16 protein-coding genes and 1 pseudogene are annotated in these 15,114 nt (G+C 65.2%); 14 read left to right on the forward strand and 3 right to left on the reverse strand.

Annotated elements, in window-relative coordinates; all coding sequences use genetic code 11:
- Positions 1 to 269 (reverse strand): annotated as a pseudogene (locus tag ABWP50_RS01225) (hypothetical protein); the annotation flags it as partial.
- Between ABWP50_RS01225 and ABWP50_RS01230 the strand changes: the two are divergent.
- From ABWP50_RS01230 to ABWP50_RS01260, 7 genes are all read left to right on the forward strand, one after another.
- Positions 268 to 1,242 carry an NAD(P)H-dependent flavin oxidoreductase gene (locus tag ABWP50_RS01230; protein ID WP_353216165.1) on the forward strand — a complete coding sequence of 325 codons (975 nt, stop codon included), beginning with the start codon at positions 268 to 270 and terminating at the stop codon, positions 1,240 to 1,242. The pseudogene ABWP50_RS01225 and the gene ABWP50_RS01230 overlap by 2 nt on opposite strands.
- The gene (locus tag ABWP50_RS01235) at positions 1,239 to 2,075 is read left to right on the forward strand and encodes an enoyl-CoA hydratase-related protein (protein ID WP_353216166.1); all 837 of its coding nucleotides are present in this window, start codon (positions 1,239 to 1,241) and stop codon (positions 2,073 to 2,075) included. Before ABWP50_RS01230 ends, ABWP50_RS01235 begins: the two co-directional genes overlap by 4 nt.
- Positions 2,076 to 2,276: 201 nt before the next feature.
- On the forward strand, positions 2,277 to 2,525 hold the full coding sequence (locus tag ABWP50_RS01240) for a hypothetical protein (RefSeq protein WP_353216167.1): 249 nt from the start codon (positions 2,277 to 2,279) through the stop codon (positions 2,523 to 2,525).
- A 39-nt stretch (positions 2,526 to 2,564) separates the two neighbouring features.
- Positions 2,565 to 3,095 (forward strand): hypothetical protein, encoded by a 531-nt coding sequence (locus ABWP50_RS01245; protein ID WP_353216168.1) that lies wholly within the window; start codon positions 2,565 to 2,567, stop codon positions 3,093 to 3,095.
- A gap of 72 nt (positions 3,096 to 3,167) precedes the next feature.
- A complete protein-coding gene (locus ABWP50_RS01250; RefSeq protein ID WP_353216169.1) occupies positions 3,168 to 3,647 on the forward strand; it encodes a hypothetical protein in 480 nt (159 codons plus the stop codon).
- Positions 3,647 to 4,246, forward strand: a complete 600-nt coding sequence (locus ABWP50_RS01255; RefSeq protein ID WP_353216170.1) for a hypothetical protein — start codon at positions 3,647 to 3,649, stop codon at positions 4,244 to 4,246. Before ABWP50_RS01250 ends, ABWP50_RS01255 begins: the two co-directional genes overlap by 1 nt.
- A gap of 578 nt (positions 4,247 to 4,824) precedes the next feature.
- Positions 4,825 to 5,439 (forward strand): hypothetical protein, encoded by a 615-nt coding sequence (locus ABWP50_RS01260; protein ID WP_353216171.1) that lies wholly within the window; start codon positions 4,825 to 4,827, stop codon positions 5,437 to 5,439.
- A 10-nt stretch (positions 5,440 to 5,449) separates the two neighbouring features.
- Here ABWP50_RS01260 and cysN read toward each other — a convergent pair whose 3' ends face one another.
- Together cysN and cysD are read right to left on the reverse strand one after the other, a co-directional pair.
- Complete coding sequence (gene cysN, locus ABWP50_RS01265; RefSeq protein WP_353216172.1) at positions 5,450 to 7,345, reverse strand: sulfate adenylyltransferase subunit CysN; 1,896 nt, start codon at positions 7,343 to 7,345, stop codon at positions 5,450 to 5,452.
- The gene (gene cysD / locus ABWP50_RS01270) at positions 7,345 to 8,271 is read right to left on the reverse strand and encodes a sulfate adenylyltransferase subunit CysD (protein WP_353216173.1); all 927 of its coding nucleotides are present in this window, start codon (positions 8,269 to 8,271) and stop codon (positions 7,345 to 7,347) included. The genes cysN and cysD overlap by 1 nt, the downstream gene beginning before the upstream one ends.
- 252 nt (positions 8,272 to 8,523) lie before the next feature.
- Here cysD and ABWP50_RS01275 point away from each other — a divergent pair, with 252 nt between their 5' ends.
- From ABWP50_RS01275 to gspI, 7 genes are read left to right on the forward strand one after another with little or no spacing between them, the layout of a single operon-like run.
- Complete coding sequence (locus ABWP50_RS01275) at positions 8,524 to 9,096, forward strand: type II secretion system protein N (RefSeq protein ID WP_353216174.1); 573 nt, start codon at positions 8,524 to 8,526, stop codon at positions 9,094 to 9,096.
- Entirely contained in the window at positions 9,093 to 11,207 is a 2,115-nt protein-coding gene (gspD, locus tag ABWP50_RS01280) for a type II secretion system secretin GspD (RefSeq protein WP_353216175.1), read from the forward strand. The genes ABWP50_RS01275 and gspD overlap by 4 nt, the downstream gene beginning before the upstream one ends.
- Positions 11,204 to 12,670, forward strand: a complete 1,467-nt coding sequence (locus ABWP50_RS01285; protein WP_353216176.1) for a GspE/PulE family protein — start codon at positions 11,204 to 11,206, stop codon at positions 12,668 to 12,670. Before gspD ends, ABWP50_RS01285 begins: the two co-directional genes overlap by 4 nt.
- Positions 12,663 to 13,868, forward strand: a complete 1,206-nt coding sequence (gene gspF / locus ABWP50_RS01290; RefSeq protein ID WP_353216177.1) for a type II secretion system inner membrane protein GspF — start codon at positions 12,663 to 12,665, stop codon at positions 13,866 to 13,868. Before ABWP50_RS01285 ends, gspF begins: the two co-directional genes overlap by 8 nt.
- A complete protein-coding gene (gspG, locus tag ABWP50_RS01295; RefSeq protein ID WP_353216178.1) occupies positions 13,865 to 14,326 on the forward strand; it encodes a type II secretion system major pseudopilin GspG in 462 nt (153 codons plus the stop codon). The genes gspF and gspG overlap by 4 nt, the downstream gene beginning before the upstream one ends.
- On the forward strand, positions 14,301 to 14,753 hold the full coding sequence (locus ABWP50_RS01300; RefSeq protein WP_353216179.1) for a GspH/FimT family pseudopilin: 453 nt from the start codon (positions 14,301 to 14,303) through the stop codon (positions 14,751 to 14,753). The genes gspG and ABWP50_RS01300 overlap by 26 nt, the downstream gene beginning before the upstream one ends.
- A complete protein-coding gene (gene gspI, locus ABWP50_RS01305) occupies positions 14,737 to 15,105 on the forward strand; it encodes a type II secretion system minor pseudopilin GspI (RefSeq protein WP_353216180.1) in 369 nt (122 codons plus the stop codon). The genes ABWP50_RS01300 and gspI overlap by 17 nt, the downstream gene beginning before the upstream one ends.
- The last annotated feature ends 9 nt before the right edge of the window (positions 15,106 to 15,114 follow it).

Consider the following 15,114-nt stretch of genomic DNA (forward strand, 5'->3'; position numbering starts at 1 on the left):
CCGGCAAAGCCGATGATATAAGGCGTGATCATGGCGGCCACGGCCAGGATCAACAGGGCCAGCCAGCGATTGGCGGCCCGGTTGGCCGGCGCCGCCCACAGCAGCCCCGCCAGCACCAGGCCCTGCACGCAGCCAACCAGCAGCGTGATGCTGAGCACGCCAAATTCGATCACGGAACCACTCTCACTGGCCCACCCTCCCACAATCGCGGCATTGCTGCCAGTCCGGGCCGGGGTTAGCGTGCAGCGATCAATTTGGGGACCAGACATGAAAACACGCATCACGGAATTGTTCGGCATCCAGCACCCGATCATGCAGGGCGGCATGCACTATGTCGGCTTTGCCGAAATGGCTGCGGCGGTTTCCAATGCCGGCGGGCTGGGCATCATCACCGCGCTAACGCTGGGCACGCCCGAAAAGCTCGCCGCTGAAATCGCGCGTTGCCGCACGATGACCGACAAGCCGTTCGGCGTGAACCTCACCTTCCTGCCCAGCGTGACACCGCCGGATTATCCGGGCCTGATTCAGGCGATCATCAATGGCGGCGTGAAGGTGGTGGAAACCGCCGGCAACAATCCGGCCAAATATCTGCCCGCCCTCAAAGAAGCCGGCATCAAGGTCATCCACAAATGCACCAGCGTGCGCCACAGCCTGAAGGCGCAATCGATCGGCTGCGATGCCGTGTCGGTCGATGGCTTTGAATGCGGCGGCCATCCCGGCGAAGATGATGTCGGCAATTGGGTGCTGCTGCCGCGCGCGGCCGAGGAGCTGGAAATCCCGTTTGTGGCATCGGGCGGCTGCGCCACCGGCAGCCAGTTGGTGGCCGCACTGGCGCTGGGCGCCGAAGGCCTCAACATGGGCACTCGCTTCATCGCCACCGTCGAAGCGCCGGTGCACGACAACGTCAAGGCCGCGCTGGTTGCCGCGACCGAGCTTGACACCCGCCTGATCATGCGCCCGCTGCGCAACACCGAACGCGTGCTCAACAATGCCGCCGTTGAACGCTTGCTCGAAAAGGAGCGCACGCTGGGCGCCGATCTGAAATTTGAAGACATCATCGAAGAAGTCGCCGGCGTGTATCCGCGCATCATGAAAAATGGCGACATGGACGCCGGCGGCTGGAGCTGCGGCATGGTCGTTGGCCTCATCCACGACATCCCCACCGTCAAGCAACTCATCGACACCATCATGGCCGATGCCGAGCGTATCCTGAGCCAGCGCCTCAGCCGGTTCGCCGCATGACGGACGCCATTCTCTACGATCTCGCCGATGGGGTGGCGACCATCACCCTCAATCGGCCGGAGAAGCTGAACGCGCTCACACCCGAGATGCTGACGGCGTTCTTTGCAGCCGTGGCGCGCGCCGGCGCTGATCCGGCGGCCAAGGTGATCCTCGTGACGGGTGCAGGCCGCAGCTTTTGCGCCGGGCTCGATCTCGGCATCATCGGCTCCGGCGCGGGCGGCCGTGTGGACACACACCCCGAAAAGCACGGCGGCATGGGGCCGCAGTGGGGCGACGATATCGGCCCGGCGCTGGCCCCCTATTACAGCGGCGGCTGGCCCGCGCTTATCACCTGCCGCAAGCCGACCATTGCGGCGGTAAACGGCCCGGCCTTCGGCTGGGGCTTCATATTGGCACTGCACTGCGACATCCGCTTTGCTGGCACGGCGGCGATGTTCAACGCCACCTTCGCCCGCATCGGCGTACCCGGCGAAAAAGGCTCGGCCTGGCTGCTCACCCGCCTCATCGGCCAGGCCCGCGCCATGGACCTGCTCTACACCGCCCGCCGCTTTGATGGCGCAGAGGCCAAGGCGCTGGGTTTGGTGAACGACTGCCTGGCCGACGAAGCCCTCCTCAGCCACGCCCAGGCCTATGCCCGCCAGATCGCCGCCTACAGCGCGCCGCGCAGCCTGGCGGCGATGAAAGCCCAGGTGTGGACGGCGCTCGACGAAGATTACACCAAGGCGTTCATCGCTGCCGATCATGAACAAAACCTTGCAACCGATACCGAAGACTTTCGCGAGGCGTTCTCCAGCTACCGCGAAAAACGGATGCCGGTGTTCAAGGGCAGATAAAATAGTTTCTTTTCAAGCCCGAATTGGCGTTCCGGACTTGGCGCACTGCTAGCGACAAGTAACAGTAAGCATTTTTAATGTTCTAGATCTGCTTGTGTGCTTGACATGAAAAATTGCCCCGCACAGTATTTGCCAAGTGGAGGGAACGCGGTGGCGAGTCAGGCAGGTTCCGACCAGTTTGCTGACGGTTTTGGGGCCAACGTGTCAACCAAGTCGAGCGGGCGCGGCATGTGCATAATCATTGCGCACCGTTCCCCGGTTGCTGCGATCAATGCCGCCGGCGGCACCCTGGTGGCGCTGCTGCCCAATCATCGCGCGATTGCCATCGTTGATCTGCGCAACCTGCCGCTGTTGCAGCGCCACGATGATGTGCGGGTCGCGGGGCCGATTTCGGTCGATCCGCAACGCTTTGCAGCCTTTCAACGACTAGCGGGCGTGCACGCCCAGTGACAACGCTCTGAAACGTTTTACGAAGAGGGAGTGACTATCATGGCAAGTGTTGGACAAGAACTGCTTGATGTGCCGTTGCCGGAAATGGTGCTGAAATTGGCTTTGGGCATCGCCGAAGCGCAGCGTGCACTGGACGACAGCAGCATCGAAACCGCCAAGGCGTTGGCGAGCGAAGAAATCGACGTTATTTTGCAGATCACCGAAACGATTAGCGCGCAAGGCGTGGTCAGCTTCACGCCCGCCCCAGCCGTCAAGATGTCGCTGATGCAAGTCGGCCTGATGCCGACCTTTTATCAATTTGCCGAAGCCACCATCGAAGTGACGATGGACATCAAGACCTCGCTCAACACCGAAACCAGCATCAAGGTGGGTGCCAAGGCCAAGGTCGGCTTCGCGATGTGGAGCGCCAGCGTGCGCACCGATGTGGCGCACAACCGCAAATTTGGCAAGGAAGTGCGTGGCACCAGCCGGCTGATAACCCGCATGGTGCCCGTGCCGCCGCCGCCGCGGCTGTTTCCGCAGATCAAGACCGTCGATAACCGCGCCCCGGCTCCGCCGCCCGTAAACTGAGCCGTGGCAATCCCGCCGATCAGGCCGGTCATGCCGGGTTTTCGCAAGCCATTGGTTGCGCCCGGCCAGCCCATGCCGGAAGTGGCCAATGTCAGCTTTGGCGACCTCGTGCGCATGCTGGCCGAGGGCATCGCCGATGCCCAGCATGCGCTCGACCGTTCCAGCGCCGAGATGGCCGTCGAACTGGCACAGTCCGAGGTGGAAATTGTCCCCGTCATCACCGAAACGATCGATGACGATGGCATTAGCCGCTTCACCCGGGCTGAACCGCAAACCGTATCGCTGCTGGATATCGGCATCATGCCGACCTTCTATCAGTTCCGCGAAGCCACGATCGAGATTTCGATGGATGTTCACATCGTCGAAAGCACCAACGAACAGACCAAGGAAACCAGCCGCGGCCTGTTCGCGTCAACGCGCGATGTGCAGATGGATCGGCGCTTCAACCGTGACACCAAGGTTGCTTCGCGGTTGACGGCAACCCTGGTGCCGGTGCCATCGCCAATCCGGATCGAACCGGAACGCCGGACCGTGCGGAGCGAGAAAAAATAATGCCAACCATCAATCTGGACGAACTGTTGCGCGCCGCCGGCTCATCACTCGGCGACGCGCAAAGCCAGTTGCTGGGCGGCATGCCGCTGGCGCCGACCCGCATGGCGATTTCAGAAGCCACGGTCGACATGATGGTGACCGTGGAAGGCGCCAAAGGATCCGTGTTGCAGGTTGCTGCAGTCAATGCTGTGCAGGCCAGCGCTGGATCGATCAATCCCCAGGCGCTGTCGCGGGTGACCATGCGGTTCGTCGCCATGGCTGAAACGGCCGGCATCAACATGGCCCCCGCGGCACCGCCTGCCGCACCGCCCACCACGCAGCCGCCCAAAGCTGACGGACCAACCGGCGGATCAACAGGGCCCTCAACACGGCCCGGCGATATTCGCCCACCTGTGACGGGATTGGTGCCGCGCAAACCGCTGACCAGGGGCCAAATGCAGGCCGAAATGCACGGGCTGCCCGATATCGCGCCACTGCTTGCAGCCGGCAGGGATGTAAAGCTGGATTTCACGCCGATCGGCACTGATCGCACGATGGCGCGTGCCGTATCCTCCACGGGTGACGTGCTGGCTGTGCGCTTGCTGGATGGAACACTGTGATGGCGAAGAAGCCCACCATCATCAACCCCACCCCCGTCAAACCCGGCGTCGCCGCGCCAGCAGCCGCAGCCCCATCGGTAACGCCCGCTGCCACGACCACCAAGCAGCAGCCGGCCAACACAGGCACAACGGTCGCAACGCCGAGCCGAACGCCGCCAGTCACAGCCCCGACAGTCACAGCCCCGCCAGTCGCGGCTACACCCGTCGCAGCACCGCCAGTTACCCAGCCGCCGGTCACGACGCCGAGCCGACCGCCGCCAGTCACGGCCCCACCCGTCACGGCCACACCTGTCGCGGCTACACCTGTCACGGCCACACCTGTCGCAGCTAAACCCGTCGCAGCACCGCCAGTTGCACAGCCGCCGGTCACAACGCCTGGCCGAACGCCGCCGGTCACGGCCCCACCGGTCGCTACCCCACCCGTCGCAGCCCCACCAGTCGCAGCACCGCCAGTTGCCCAGCCGCCGGTCACCAAGCCAATACCAGCACCGCCGCCGGAACCCAAGCTGGCCGACCCAAAGCCGACCGACCCAAAGCCGACTGGCCCCAAGCCAGCCGAACCTGCTGCAGCGGCCGTCATGACAGCGGCTGATATCAAGGGGCTGCGGGATCAGCTGGAGGCCGTGATGCGCGGCAACGCGGCCCCAGCACCAACTCCGACAACGGCTGACGACGCGATCATTGCGCTGGTGGCCGATCGCCTCGCTGATCTGCGGGCCGAAGACCAGAAGCGCATTGCTGCGCTGGAAAAATCGGTTGCGGCTGCCACCGCCGGTTCCGACACGGCGACGGCCGGCTTGCGCGCCAGCCTGGCTGCGGCACTGGCTGCAACCGATGCAACGCTGGCCGAACTGGCGGCCGCGCGCGCCGAGCGGGCCAAGCTTGCTGACCAATTGCAAGGCGCAGCCAAATCGCTGGCCAGGGCCGAAGCACGTCTGGCCGAGCTGGCCATCAAGCCGGCCGCCGACGCCAACCAGCCGGTTGGCGCGGAGGCCTTTGCCGATCTGGTGGAGAACTTCATGGCCAGCCTGGGCGATCGCCTCGGCACCCTCAGCCTGGCAGGCGGCGAGATCGCGTTGAAGACCGCCGTGGCGCCGACCGCCAGCGGCGCACGGTTCGTGCTGCCATCGGCGAATGGGCCGGCGCCTGCTGTTCTGCACGAAGTGCGGTTGCGGCTCCAACCAAAGGCTTGAAAACAGGCGATCAGCCCGCCGGCCGTGACAGCAGATAATCGACAATTTGCTCAGCCGCCGCTTCCGGGCTGGTGCGCATGGTATCGATGCGGATTTCGGGACCGGCCGGCGCTTCGTAGGGGCTGTCGATGCCGGTGAAATTGGCGATCTGACCGGCGCGGGCCTTGGCATACAGGCCTTTCACGTCGCGGCGTTCGGCTTCGGCCAGCGGCGTGTCGATATGCACTTCGACAAACTCGCCGGCCGGCATCATGGCGCGCACCGTGTCCCGGTCGGCCTGAAACGGGCTGATCAGCGCGGTGATCACCACCAGGCCGGCATCGGTCATCAGCCGCGCCACCTCGCCGACCCGGCGGACATTTTCGATGCGGTCGGCTTCGGTAAAGCCCAGATCGCGGTTCAGGCCGTGGCGCAGATTGTCCCCATCCAGCAGAAAACTGTGCATCCCCAGCGCCAGCAGGCGTTTTTCGACCAGATTGGCGATGGTCGATTTGCCGGAACCCGAAAGCCCGGTGAACCACAGCACGGCGGCGCGCTGCTGCTTTTGCGCCGCACGGGCTTCGCGTGTCACCTCCAGCGCCTGCCACTGGACATTCTGGGCACGGCGCAGGCCAAAATTGATCATGCCGGCCGCAACTGTGTGATGGCTCAATTTGTCGATCAGCACAAAGCCGCCCAGCGTGCGATTGGTCGCATAGGGCTCAAACACCAGCGGACGATCGGTGGCCAGTTCGGCCACGCCAATGGCATTCAGCGCCAGCGTGCGCGCCGCCAGATGATCGAGCGTTTCGACATTCAGCACATATTTGGGCTGCTGCACGGTGGCCGAAACCACCTGCGTCGCCAATTTCAGCCAATAGCCGCGGCCAACCTTCAGCGGCGCTTCGTCCATCCAGACGATGGTGGCTTCAAATTGATTGGCCGTGCCCGGCATTGCACCGGCCGCGGCAATCACATCGCCGCGCGAACAATCAATCTCGTCCGCCAGGCACAGCGTGACGGATTGGCCGGCCACTGCGGCATCCAGATCGCCGTCCATCGTCACGATGCGCGACACCTGGCTGGTGCGGCCCGACGGCGCCAGTCGCACGGCATCGCCGGGCCGCACCGTGCCCGATGCGATCAAGCCGGCAAAACCGCGAAAATCCTGGTTGGGCCGGTTCACCCACTGCACCGGCAGCCGCAGCGCCGCCGCCGCCAGATCCGCTCCGGGCTGCGCCGATTCCAACAACGTCAGCAGCGTGGGGCCATCATACCAGGCCATGTTGGTGGAGGCTGCAAACACATTGTCCCCGCGCAGGCCCGATATCGGCACCGCGCCCAGCAGCGACACGCCGATGCGCCCGGCAAATTCGCAAAAATCAGCCGCTATGCGCTCGAACACGGCCTGGCTGTGATCGACCAGATCCATCTTGTTGACGGCCAGGATCATGCTGCGCACGCCGACCAATTGGCACAGGAAGGCATGGCGGCGGGTTTGCGCCAACAGGCCGCCGCGCGCGTCAACCACCAGGACGGCCAGATCGGCGGTAGAGGCACCGGTGATCATGTTGCGGGTATATTGCTCATGGCCGGGGCAATCGGCGACGATGAAGCTGCGCGCTTGCGTGTGGAAAAACCGGTAGGCGACATCGATGGTGATGCCCTGCTCACGCTCCGCCGCCAACCCATCGACCAGCAAGGCAAAATCCAGTTCCGCCCCCTGCGTGCCCAGCCGGCGCGAATCCACGGCCAGCGCCGCCAGCTGATCAACGGGGATCATGCCGCTGTCGTGCAGCAAGCGGCCGATCAAGGTGGATTTGCCATCATCGACACTGCCGCAAGTGATGAAGCGCAGCAGCTGGCGGCGTTCGGATGCGGCAATCAGCGTGTCTGGCTCAACGATAAGCGTGTCTTGCTCGGCCATCAGAAATAACCCGCCTGCTTTTTCAGCTCCATGCTCGCCGCCGGGCCAACATCGATCATGCGGCCATCGCGTTCAGACGTGGTGGCCGCCTGCATTTCAGCAATCACCGCCGGCAAATCAGCTGCCGTGCTGCACATGGCGCCGGTGAGCGGATAGCAGCCCAAGGTGCGGAAGCGCACCATGCGCAGCTTTGCCGCCTCGCCCGGTTCCAGCTGCATGCGATCGTCATCCACCACCAGAATCTGGCCGCCGCGCTTGATCGTCGGGCGCATGGCTGCAAAATAGAGCGGAACAATATCAATGGCTTCCTGGGCGATATAGGCCCAAATATCGCTTTCGGTCCAATTGGACAGCGGAAACACCCGCATGCTTGCGCCGGGCGACAGCCGCAGATTGTAGAGGTTCCACAGTTCCGGGCGCTGGTTTTTCGGATCCCAATGGTGGCTGGCCGATCGGAACGAGACAATACGCTCCTTGGCGCGGCTTTTTTCCTCGTCGCGCCGCCCGCCGCCAAACGCTGCATCAAAGCCATGCGCGGTGATCGCGGCCTTCAGCGGCCCGGTCAGCAGGGTTTCGGCATAGACGCCGGCGCCGGCATTGAACGGCGTCACCAATGCCCGATCAGCCTCCGGCGCGCTGGCCACAATCAGCTGCAAGCCATAGCGGGCAACCATCTTGTCCCGGTGGGCAAGCAGATCGGCAAAATCCCAGCCCGATGCTATGTGCAGAAACGGAAATGGCGGCGGCGCCGGATAAAAGGCCTTCAGCGCCAGATGCAGCATGACCGCACTGTCCTTGCCGACCGAATAGAGGAAAACCGGCCGCTGCGCTTCGGCCACCACTTCGCGCATGATGTGAATGGCTTGCGCCTCCAGCGCCTGCAGATGGCTCAGGCGGGGGGCGGTCTGGTCAGCGGCAGGCAACATGGTGCAACGTTAGATGCAGAGGGCAGGCAGGCAAAGCAACAAAAGCTGCGCCATCACCAAGCCCAGCCTTGGCGCGCTTGGCCCGCAGCGCAGATGGCCCCGCCGATTGATCGGCCAGGCGGGCTGGCAGTGGCACCGATCGGCTGCAACCTGTCATGTTAATGTAACCCAACTGTCATACGCACCCGATAGGGCAGAGGCATGCGACGAATCCGGCTTGGATTCCGGGCCAAGCCAAGGGAGTATGGCAGGATGCTGCCGCTGATCCGCAACCAGAGCGATATGACCGCGCCTGCCCGCCTTGCTGGCGCGGCGCAGGCAGTCGGCTGGCTGGTGGTCGGGCTGGTTGCGGCGCGGGCGCTGTGGCTGGCGGTTACCCCGGCCGGGCCGCTGGGCTCGCCGCCATTGGCGGCCAATCTGGCGGCCAACGCGGCGGCATCGGCCATGGCGCTGGCGGCAAGTGATCCGTTTTTCCCGCAAGGGTCTGCTGCGGCCGATACGGTGTCGGGCCTTGATCTGGCGCTGGTCGGCACGCGCGTGGACGCTGCATCGGCGCGCGGCTCGGCAATCATCGCGGCGGCAGATGGCCGCCAGCAAAGCTACGGCGTAGGGGACGAAATCATGCCCGGCGTGCGATTGGCAGCGGTGGCCTACGAATCAGTCACGCTTGATCGCGGCGGCGCGCGCGAAACCCTGTATATCGATCAATCGCCCGGTGCTGTGGCTGCCCCCCCGATCGGGATGGCCCAGATCGGGCAAATGCCGATCACCGGCGCGGCGCCCACCGCGCCGACATCTGCTCAGCCGGGATCACCAATCAAATGACGCGCCGCTTCACGCCTGCCATTGCGGCACTTCTGGCCGCACTGGCCTTGCCAGGCCTCGCGTTGCCGGCGCTGGCGCAGCAAACGGTCAATCTGCGCGATGCCGATGTGCGCGCCTATATTCAGGATGTGGCGCGGGCCACCGGGCGCAGCTTCATCATCGATCCGCGCGTGCAGGGCAAGGTGACCGTGGTCTCCGAACGCCCGCTCGATCAGGCCGGCTATTTCGAACTGTTCCTGTCCACCCTGCGCGCCAATGGCCTGGTGGTATCACCGGCGGCCGGCGGCGCCTTCCGGGTGGCACCGGCCGATGGCGCCGCCACGCAGCCATCGGGCGGCATCGGCCGCGACCGCTTTGAAACCACCGTGCTGCGGTTCAATTACATCGATGCTGCCGCTGCCATCGAAACGCTGCGCCCGCTGGTCAGCCGCGAAGGCCAGGTGACCGCCAATCGCGCTGGCAATGCCGTGATCGTCGCCGATTATGCCGACAATGTCGCCCGGGTGCGCGCGCTGGCCCGGCAGATCGATCAGGACCGCGCCGCCGTGCGCGTGATCGCCCTGAAACATGCCGGCGCGCGCGAAATCGCCACCAGCCTGTCGCAGGTTGCACAGGGCAGCGCCGAAGGCCGCGGCTGGCAGATTGCGCCGGTGGATGCCAGCAATTCGCTGGTGCTGCGCGGCGATCCGGCGACGCTCACCAAACTGGCGCGCATCGTGGCCGATCTGGATGCCGCCGCCAGCGCCGGCGCAGATGTGCGGGTGATTTTCCTGAACCATGCCGATGCCGAAAAGCTGGTGCCGGTGCTGCAGCAACTGGTTGGCCAGCCGGTCAGCCCGGCCAGCCAAGCGGCGCCGCTGGCCCAGACTGCCCAAAGTGCCTTTGCGAGCAATGGGTCACCAAACGCCAGCGGACAGTCACCACAGCCACAAAATGGCCCACCACAGGCCACCGCCGGCAGCGGCACGGCACTGGGAACGAGCGGTTTTGTGCCCGGCGCCAGCATCGGCCGCGGCCAGGCCGTAATCGCGCGCTATGAAGGGGCCAATGCGCTGGTGATCGCAGCGCCGGCGGATGTGCAGCGCCGGCTTGGTGAAGTGATCCGCCAGCTGGATGTGCGCCGCGAGCAGGTGCTGGTCGAAGCGATCATCGTTGAAATCAGCGATGTGGCGGCGCAGCGGCTGGGCGTGCAATTTCTGCTGTCCGGCACCGGCGGCAACAATATTCCATTTTCCGTGACCAATTACAGCAATGCCTCACCCAATCTCCTGTCGGTTGCCGGCGCAGTGGTTGCCGAACGCCGCTACGGCCAGGACAATGCCACCACGGTCGCGCTGCGCAATGCCGCCGTGAGCAGCTTGCTGGGTGCCACCGGCGGCCAGTTCGGCTTTGGCGGCAATCTGGGTAGCGGCGCCATTTTCGGTTTTGTTGTCAACGCCGTGAAGTCGGATACGGCATCCAATGTCCTGTCCACGCCGTCGGTGATGGCGCTTGATAATCAGCAGGCGCATATCTTGGTGGGCCAGAATGTACCGTTGGCCACCGGCCAGGCGCTATCGAACAATTTCGACAATGCGTTTCGCACCGTGCAGCGCCAGGATATCGGCATCGCGCTGGATGTGCGCCCGCAGATAAACGCCGGCAACACCATCAAATTGAGCTTGCGGCAGGAGGTAAGCAGCATCGCATCGGCACTGGTAACCGCCAACATCCCCGACATCATCCTCAACAAGCGCGAGATCAGCACCACCGTGACCGTGGACGACGGCCAGATCATCGCCCTCGGCGGCCTGATCGACGAAAACGAACGCCGCGCCATCGAAAAAGTTCCGCTGCTTGGCGATATTCCGTTCCTCGGCAATCTGTTTCGATCGAAATCGCGCAACCGCACCAAAACCAATCTGATGGTGTTCATCCGCCCGACCATCATCCGCAATGCCGAAGATGCAGCCCGCATTTCCGGCGATCGTTATCAATATGTCAGGGCCGAACAAGCCAGCCGCGAAGGCAGCGCCGCCACCAGTCTGGATGCGCTGGTGCGTGATTATCTGAAGGCGACACCGCCCGGCGAGCCGACGGCTTCGCCGCCAAAGCCAGAGCCGCGCCCATGACAGCGCCAGTCCTGTCTTATGGCTTTGCCCGCGCGCAGGGCTGCATTGTCACTGCGCTGGCCGATGTAGCCGATGTCGCCCGCCGCGCCGGCAGCAGCGCCGCCGCATTGAGCGAAGTGCGCCGGCTGGCGGGCCGGCCATTGGCACTGCACGCCGTGAGCGCCGCCGAATTCGATCGGCTGCTACAGGTTCATTATGCCGTTGCCGGCTATGCCAGCGATGCCGATGATCTGGCCGGCCTGTCAGAGGCGCTACCATCGGCCGAAGATCTGCTGGCCAGCGAGGATGAGGCCCCGGCCATCCGCCTGATCAACGGCCTGATTGCCGAAGCAGCCCGGCTGAAGGCATCGGATATTCATATCGAACCGTTTGAAACCGGCCTGGTGGTGCGCATGCGGCTGGACGGTGAATTGCGCGAAATGCACCGTTTGCCCGCTGGCGTCGCGCCGCTTTTGGCCAGCCGTATCAAGGTGATGGCCCGGCTGGATATTGCCGAGCGCCGGCTGCCGCAGGATGGCCGCATGGAATTGGCGCTGGGCGGCAAGCGGCTGGATGTGCGCGTATCGACCTTGCCGGCGCGCGGCGGTGAACGGGTGGTGCTGCGCCTGCTCGACAAGGACAATGCCGGCATCGATCTGGTCGGGCTGGGCATGCCGGCGGCCATCGATGCCGAACTGCGGGCGGCTTTGGCGCAGCCCAACGGCCTGGTGCTGGTGACCGGGCCAACCGGCAGCGGCAAGACGACCACGCTCTATGCCGGCGTGAAACTGCTCAATGATGGCCGCCGCAATATCCTCACCATCGAAGATCCGGTGGAATATGCGGTGGATGGCATCGGCCAGACGCAGGTGAATGCGCGTGTCGGCCTCAGCTTTGCGGCGGGTTTGCGGGCAATTTTGCGGCAGGATCCCGATGTGGTGATGGTGGGTGAAATCCGGGATGGCGAAACGGCGGCCATTGCAGTTCAGGCAGCGCTTACCGGGCATTTGGTGCTGTCGTCGCTGCACACCAATGATGCGGCCAGCGCGATCACCCGCTTGCGCGATTTTGGGTTGGAGCCGTTTCTGCTGGCCGCCACATTGCGCGCCGTGGTGGCGCAGCGGCTGGTGCGCCGGCTGTGCCCGCATTGCCGCACATCGGCGCCGGCCGATTCCGCTACCGCCGCAGCGCTGGCGCTGGAGCCGGGCGATCTTGTTTGGCACGCACCGGGCTGCAGCCACTGCAATCACAGCGGCTGGCAGGGCCGGGTGGGTTTGTTTGAAATCATCCGCATGACCGACGCGCTGGCCGTGCGCATCCATGCCGGGGCCAGCGCCGCCGATCTGGCTGCGGCGGCAGGCAGTGCCGGCCTGTCAGCCGTTGCCCGCCGCGCCGTTACGGACGGTTTGACCAGCCCGGCCGAAGCGTTGCGCGTGATGGGCATGCCGGATGCCGAGCCAGCTTCGGGCGCGCAAGATGGCTGATTTTCAATATGAAGCCCTTGATATTGCTGGCCGACCGCGCACTGGTCGGCTGTCGGCATCCACATCCGAAGCCGCGCGGGCTGATCTCCTGGACCGCAAATTATTTGCTACCAAGCTGGAGCCAGCCGCCAGCAACACCGGCGCTGCCACCAAGGTCGCCGGCAGGCTGAAGCCCACCGCCCTGGTGCTGTTCACCCGCCAGCTTGCCACGCTGGCCAGCGTTGCGCCGCTCGAAGAAGCACTGCGCACCATCGTGCGCCAGACCGAATCCAACAGCAGCAAGGCGGTCCTTGCCACTGTTCATGGCGCGGTGATCGAGGGCCGCCGCCTGTCGGATGCCATGGGAATGGCTCCGAGCAGCTTTCCGGCGATTTACCGCGCCATGGTGGCGGCCGGCGAAGGCGCCGGCACGCTGCCCGCCGTGCTGGAGCGCCTGGCCAACCTATTGGAACGGCAGGCCGAATTGCGCGGCCGGGTGCAATCGGCGCTGGCCTATCCGGCGGCATTGGCGCTGGTGGCCACGCTGGCGGTGGGCGCCTTGATGGCCTTTGTGGTGCCCACCATCGCCCGCCAGTTTGCCGATATCGGCCAGACGTTGCCGCTGCTCACCCGGATCATCATGGCGCTATCGAGCGGACTTGCATCATATTGGTGGCTCATGGTGACAGTTGGTGCCGGCGCAGTGGCCCTCTGTGTCCGCGCGTTGCAGGACGCTGGCGCGCGGTTGCGTTTTGACGGTTGGCTGCTGCGGCTGCCGCTGATCGGGCGGCTGCTGCGCGATCTGGCGGCAGCGCGGCTGGCGCGCACGCTGGCCATGATGGTCGCCAGCCGGCTACCGCTGGTCGATGGCCTGATGCTGACCCTGCCGACAATCGGCAATCACGAGATCCGCGCGCGGGTGGCCGATATGGCCAGCGATATTCGTGAAGGCGCCAGCCTGACCGCCGCCATGAAGCGCGCCGGCGTGCTGCCGCCGCTGCTGGTGGCGATGGTGGCGGGCGGCGAAAGCGCCGGGCGGCTGGACACGATGCTGGAGCGCGGCGCCGAGGCCCTGGAACGCGAATATGATGCCATGACCCGCACCGGCCTTGCCGTGCTGGAACCGGCGATCATATTGGTGATGGGCGGCGCGGTGGCGATCATCGTGCTGGCGATATTGCTGCCCATCCTGCAACTCGAAAGCCTTGCCGGCGTATGAACCGCAAAACCCGATCAAGCCGCCCCATCAATGGCTTCACGCTCATCGAGTTGATGGTGGTGATCGTCATCATCGGCATCCTAACCACGGTGGTGGTGATCAATGTGCTGCCCAATGTCGACAAGGCGGCGATCACCCGTGCCCGCGCTGATATCGCGGCCCTGGAAACCGCGCTGATCAGTTACAAGGCCGACACGATGGTGTTTCCCAGCAGCCAGCAGGGCCTGGCCGCGCTCAAGGCCGCGCCGGTCGATCTGGGCAATCCCGATCGTTATCGCCCCGGCGGCTATCTCACCCGGCTGCCCGATGATCCGTGGGGCCACCCCTATCAATATGCCAGCCCGGGCCGGCCGGATCGTGGCGGGGGCGGCGGTGCCTTCGATGTCTGGTCGATGGGCCCCGATGGCAACAGCGCAGCGGGAGGGGAGGCCGATGACATCGGCAACTGGAACCTTTGACGCCCGCAACCCTCAGGCAGGCTTCACATTGGTGGAGCTGGCGGTGGTCATGCTGATCATCGGTGTCGCCAGCGCGGCGCTGTTGCTGGCCTTGCCCGATCCGGGCGGCGATGTGCGCCGGCAGGCTGACCGGCTGGCGGCGCACGCGGCGGCGGCGCGCGATCTGGCCATCACCTGCGGCTGCCCGGTGCGGCTGGCCACCGTCCCCGCCGGGTGGCAGGTGCTGCGGCTGGCTGGCAGCGGCTGGCTGCCCGATCCCACCATGAAGGCGGCGGCATTGCCCGCCGGCATGAGCCTGCCGCCTGCCAGCATCGATTTTGATGCCACCGGCCTTGCCACCCCGGCGCGGCTGCTGATCAGCGGCGGCGGCAACGCGGCTGCCGTCACCATCGATGCCGCCGGAGGCGTGCGTGCCGGCGCCGCCTGAACCCCCGGCCAATGGCTTCAGCCTGATCGAGGTGATGGTCGCGCTGGCCATCTTCGGCATGGCGGCCGTCGCCCTGGTGCGGCTGTCCGGCCTGTCCCTGGCGGGCGCAGTGCATCTGGCGGACCGGCAACATGCCGCCACGGTCGCGCGCAACCAGACGCTGGATGCCATATTGTCGCCCGCGCCGCCCACCGCCGATCAGGGCCGGGAACGCGCCGGCCTGCGTGACTGGCCATGGCAGCGCCGCGTGCTGCCCGGGCCAGTGCCGCGCACGGCGATCGTTGTCGTCGAAGTGCGCAGCGATGCCGGCCAGGTCATCGCATCCGATCAACTGCTCTGGAGCCAGCCGTGAAGCGCGCCC

The organism is Sandarakinorhabdus sp. (assembly GCF_040398645.1).
GTDB lineage: Bacteria > Pseudomonadota > Alphaproteobacteria > Sphingomonadales > Sphingomonadaceae > Sandarakinorhabdus.

Bases quoted from the DNA above. Each gene is read 5' to 3' on its own strand.
- ABWP50_RS01230 (WP_353216165.1), top strand. From the start codon at position 268: ATGAAAACACGCATCACGGAATTGTTCGGCATCCAGCACCCGATCATG.
- ABWP50_RS01235 (WP_353216166.1), top strand. From the start codon at position 1,239: ATGACGGACGCCATTCTCTACGATCTCGCCGATGGGGTGGCGACCATC.
- ABWP50_RS01245 (WP_353216168.1), top strand. From the start codon at position 2,565: ATGGCAAGTGTTGGACAAGAACTGCTTGATGTGCCGTTGCCGGAAATG.
- ABWP50_RS01250 (WP_353216169.1), top strand. From the start codon at position 3,168: ATGCCGGAAGTGGCCAATGTCAGCTTTGGCGACCTCGTGCGCATGCTG.
- ABWP50_RS01255 (WP_353216170.1), top strand. From the start codon at position 3,647: ATGCCAACCATCAATCTGGACGAACTGTTGCGCGCCGCCGGCTCATCA.
- ABWP50_RS01260 (WP_353216171.1), top strand. From the start codon at position 4,825: ATGACAGCGGCTGATATCAAGGGGCTGCGGGATCAGCTGGAGGCCGTG.
- cysN (WP_353216172.1), bottom strand. From the start codon at position 7,345: ATGGCCGAGCAAGACACGCTTATCGTTGAGCCAGACACGCTGATTGCC.
- cysD (WP_353216173.1), bottom strand. From the start codon at position 8,271: ATGTTGCCTGCCGCTGACCAGACCGCCCCCCGCCTGAGCCATCTGCAG.
- ABWP50_RS01275 (WP_353216174.1), top strand. From the start codon at position 8,524: ATGCTGCCGCTGATCCGCAACCAGAGCGATATGACCGCGCCTGCCCGC.
- gspD (WP_353216175.1), top strand. From the start codon at position 9,093: ATGACGCGCCGCTTCACGCCTGCCATTGCGGCACTTCTGGCCGCACTG.
- ABWP50_RS01285 (WP_353216176.1), top strand. From the start codon at position 11,204: ATGACAGCGCCAGTCCTGTCTTATGGCTTTGCCCGCGCGCAGGGCTGC.
- gspF (WP_353216177.1), top strand. From the start codon at position 12,663: ATGGCTGATTTTCAATATGAAGCCCTTGATATTGCTGGCCGACCGCGC.
- gspG (WP_353216178.1), top strand. From the start codon at position 13,865: ATGAACCGCAAAACCCGATCAAGCCGCCCCATCAATGGCTTCACGCTC.
- ABWP50_RS01300 (WP_353216179.1), top strand. From the start codon at position 14,301: ATGACATCGGCAACTGGAACCTTTGACGCCCGCAACCCTCAGGCAGGC.